Source organism: Citreimonas sp., assembly GCF_042096055.1.
GTDB lineage: Bacteria > Pseudomonadota > Alphaproteobacteria > Rhodobacterales > Rhodobacteraceae > Citreimonas.
Genome location: NZ_JBELMH010000156.1, coordinates 1 through 3,434, shown reverse-complemented (window position 1 = coordinate 3,434; position 3,434 = coordinate 1). Strand labels below are relative to the sequence as shown.

4 protein-coding genes are annotated in these 3,434 nt (G+C 68.5%); all 4 read right to left on the bottom strand.

Annotated elements, in window-relative coordinates; translation table 11 throughout:
- Positions 1–243 (bottom strand): NuoI/complex I 23 kDa subunit family protein (locus tag ACFDTC_RS17900; protein ID WP_375260233.1); only part of this gene is annotated, 243 nt, incomplete at its 3' end.
- Positions 244–346: 103 nt separating this feature from the next.
- Positions 347–1,384, bottom strand: coding sequence for an NADH-quinone oxidoreductase subunit NuoH (gene nuoH / locus ACFDTC_RS17895; RefSeq protein WP_375260232.1), 1,038 nt, complete (start codon positions 1,382–1,384; stop codon positions 347–349).
- A gap of 7 nt (positions 1,385–1,391) precedes the next feature.
- Positions 1,392–1,787, bottom strand: a complete 396-nt coding sequence (locus ACFDTC_RS17890; RefSeq protein WP_375260231.1) for a hypothetical protein — start codon at positions 1,785–1,787, stop codon at positions 1,392–1,394.
- Between the two features lie 3 nt (positions 1,788–1,790).
- Positions 1,791–3,434, bottom strand: a 1,644-nt coding sequence (locus ACFDTC_RS17885) for a molybdopterin-dependent oxidoreductase (protein WP_375260230.1), incomplete at its 5' end; no start/stop codon positions are given.

The window sequence follows — 3,434 nt, the reverse complement described above, 5'->3', positions numbered from 1 at the left end:
GGTGATCGCCTGCGCGGGGCAGATCGCCTCGCACAGCTTGCAGGCGATGCAGCGTTCCTCGCCGTTGGGGTAGCGGCGCAGCGCGTGCTCGCCCCGGAAGCGGGGTGACAGCGGGCCCTTCTCGTGCGGGTAGTTGAGCGTCGCCTTGGGGCTGAAGAAGTACTTCAGGCCCAGGCCCATCCCCTTGAAGAAGTCCGTCAGCAGGAAATATCCCGCGGCGCGTCCGTAATCCATGGTCGCCATCTGTCGTGCTCCTAACGCGGGGCGCAGTGCCCCGCCAGCGTGTCGGGGGCGGGCGCGGACGCCCGCCGGTCAGTCATCGGCCAGCCCGGAGGCCGACCTCACGTCAGCCGCCCAGCGGCCAGCGGGCGTAGAAGCCCCAGAACCATTCGAACTTGGCCGCGAAGGCCACGAACACCACCCAGACCAGGCTGAAGGGCAGGAACACCTTCCAGCCCAGGCGCATCAGCTGGTCGTAGCGGTAGCGCGGCGTGATCGCCTTCACCATGGCGAACAGGAAGAAGAAGAACGCCATCTTCGCGACCATCCACAGCGCTCCGTCCGGCAGCCCCGGGATCGGCGACAGCCAGCCGCCGAAGAACAGCAGCGTGGTCAGCGCGCACATCAGGAAGATCGCGATGTATTCGCCGGCCATGAACAGCAGGAACGGGGTCGAGGAGTATTCCACCTGGTAGCCCGCGACCAGTTCCGACTCGGCCTCGGGCAGGTCGAAGGGCGGGCGGTTCGTCTCGGCCAGCGCCGAGATGAAGAACAGGAACACCATCGGCAGATGCGGCAGCCAGTACCAGCCAAAGAAATGTGCCGCGGTGTCCTGCGCATAGACGATCGCACCGAAGTTCATGCTGCCCGTGGACAGGATCACGCCGATGATGATCAGGCCGATGCTGACCTCGTAGGAAATCATCTGCGCGGCCGAGCGCAGCGAGCCCAGGAAAGGGTATTTCGAGTTCGACGCCCAGCCGCCCATGATCACGCCGTAGACCTCGAGCGACGAGATCGCGAAGACGTAGAGGATGGCGACGTTGATGTTCGACAGCACCCAGGTCTCGTCGAACGGAATCACCGCCCAGGCGAGCACCGCCAGCACGAAGGATGTCATCGGCGCCAGGATGAACACCGACCGGTCGGCGCCGGCGGGGATCACCACTTCCTTGGTGACGTATTTCAGCGCGTCCGCGACCGATTGCAGGATCCCGAAGATGCCCACGACGTTGGGGCCCCGGCGCATCTGCACGGCGGCCCAGATCTTGCGGTCGCCATAGACCAGGAACAGCAGGCTGATCATCACGAAGCCCAGCACGGCCAGGCATTGCGCGGTGATGATCGCCAGCGTGCCCAGCGGCGTGGTCAGGAACTCTCCCATCGGGACCTCATACCATCGGTATCGCGTTTTCGGTGCAGGCGCTGGAGACCACCTCGGCGTCGATGGTCTTCAGCCCGCGGGGCAGCGCCGGCGAGATGGTGTAAATCGCATCCGCCCGCCAGAGGCCACCCTCTTCGTCCACATTCGTGCGCAAATGCCGCGTAAAGCCGTAGCCCCGGATCAGGGTGTACTGCGCGGCGGCGCATTCGGCGTAATCCTCGACGTCGCGCGGCCCCCGGGCGCCGCGCATCTCGACGTGGAAGTTGACCAGGTCGCCGTCCAGCAGCCGGGTCTTCACGCCCAGGTACTCGGCCTCGAGCGGCGCGGCGTAGACGTCCTGCGCGGGGGCGCAGGCCGTGGCCGCCAGCAGGACCGCCAGCGCCGGGATGAACCGCGGCGGCATGGATTACTCCGCCGCCAGCGGCGTCTCGGCGCGCTCCTTCGCGCGGCGCGACAGGTCGGCCATCAGCTCGGACGCGCGCGCGATCGGGTTCGTCAGGTAGAAATCGCCGATGGCGTAGCGGAACGACGCGTCGCCCAGAGCCGCCTGATCGAGCGGCTGCCAGTCGCTTTCCGGGACCGAGTCGACCTCGGCCAGGTGCGGCACCGCCTCGACCAGCTTCTGGCGCAGCTGCGCCAGGCTGTCCCAGGGCTGGGTCGCGCCCAGCTCGGCCGAGAGCGCGCGCAGGATGGCCCAGTTCTCCTTGGCCTCGCCGGGCGCGAAGCCCGCGCGCAGGGCAAGCTGCGGACGCCCTTCGGTGTTGACGAATAGGCCCTGCTCTTCGGTGTAGGCGGCGGCCGGCAGGATGATGTCGGCGCGATGCGCGCCGCGGTCGCCATGGCTGCCCTGGTAGATCACCGTGGCGCCCGGCGCGATCTCGACCTCGTCGGCGCCGAGGTTGTAGATCACGTCGGCCTTTCCGACCGCGTCCATGCCGCCCTCGGTCACGGCGCCCACGTCCAGCGCGCCCACGCGGGCGGCGGCGTTGTGCAGCACCAGCATCCGGCCGGTCAGGCTCATGGCCTTGGCCAGCACGGCGGCGCCGTCGGCCTCGCGCAGCGCGCCCATGCCCACCACGACGATCGCGTCCTCGGGCGCGTCGAGCGAGGCCAGAGCATCACGCCCCGCGCCCAGTTCGACCACGTCGTAGGTCAGGTCGCTGACGGGGCCGACGCGCTGCACGGTCGCGCCGTTGATCCACGCCTTGCGGATGCGCGCGTTGAGCACCGGCGCCTCGACAGCCGGATCGGTGCCGATCAGGATGATGTCACGCGCGGTGTCCAGGTCCTCGACCGCCACGTTGCCGACATAGGCGCTGCGGTTGCCGGCGGGCAGGCGTGCGCCGTCGGTGCGCGATTCGACCACGCCGCCCTGCCCCTCGATCAGCTGCTTGAGGCTGAACACCGCCTCGACCGGAGCGAGGTCGCCAACGATGCCGGCCAGCGATTTCGCGCCGCGGATCGCCTCGGTCGCGCGGGTCAGCGCCTCGGGCCAGGTCGCCGGGCGCAGCTTGCCGTTGTCGCGCACGTAAGGACGATCCAGCCGCTGGCGGCGCAGCCCGTCCCAGACGAAGCGCGTCTTGTCCGAGATCCATTCCTCGTTGGTGCCGTCATGGTTGCGCGGCAGGATGCGCATGACCTCGCGCCCCTTCGTGTCCACGCGGATCGAGCTGCCGAGCGCGTCCATCACGTCGATGGTCTCGGTCTTGCCCAGCTCCCACGGACGCGCGGTGAAGGCGTAGGGCTTCGAGACCAGCGCGCCCACCGGGCACAGGTCGATGATGTTGCCCTGCAGGTTCGAGTTCAGCGTCTCGCCCAGGTAGGACGTGATCTCGGCATCCTCGCCGCGTCCGGTCTGGCCCATCTGGCTGATGCCCGCGACCTCGGTGGTGAAGCGCACGCAACGGGTGCAGGAGATGCAGCGCGTCATGTGCGTCTCGACCAGCGGGCCGAGGTCGAGATCCTCGGTCGCGCGCTTGGGTTCGCGGTAGCGGCTGAAGTCGACGCCGTAGGCCATCGCCTGGTCCTGCAGGTCGCATTCGCCGCCCTG

Bases quoted from the DNA above. Each gene is read 5' to 3' on its own strand.
- nuoH (WP_375260232.1), bottom strand. From the start codon at position 1,384: ATGGGAGAGTTCCTGACCACGCCGCTGGGCACGCTGGCGATCATCACC.
- ACFDTC_RS17890 (WP_375260231.1), bottom strand. From the start codon at position 1,787: ATGCCGCCGCGGTTCATCCCGGCGCTGGCGGTCCTGCTGGCGGCCACG.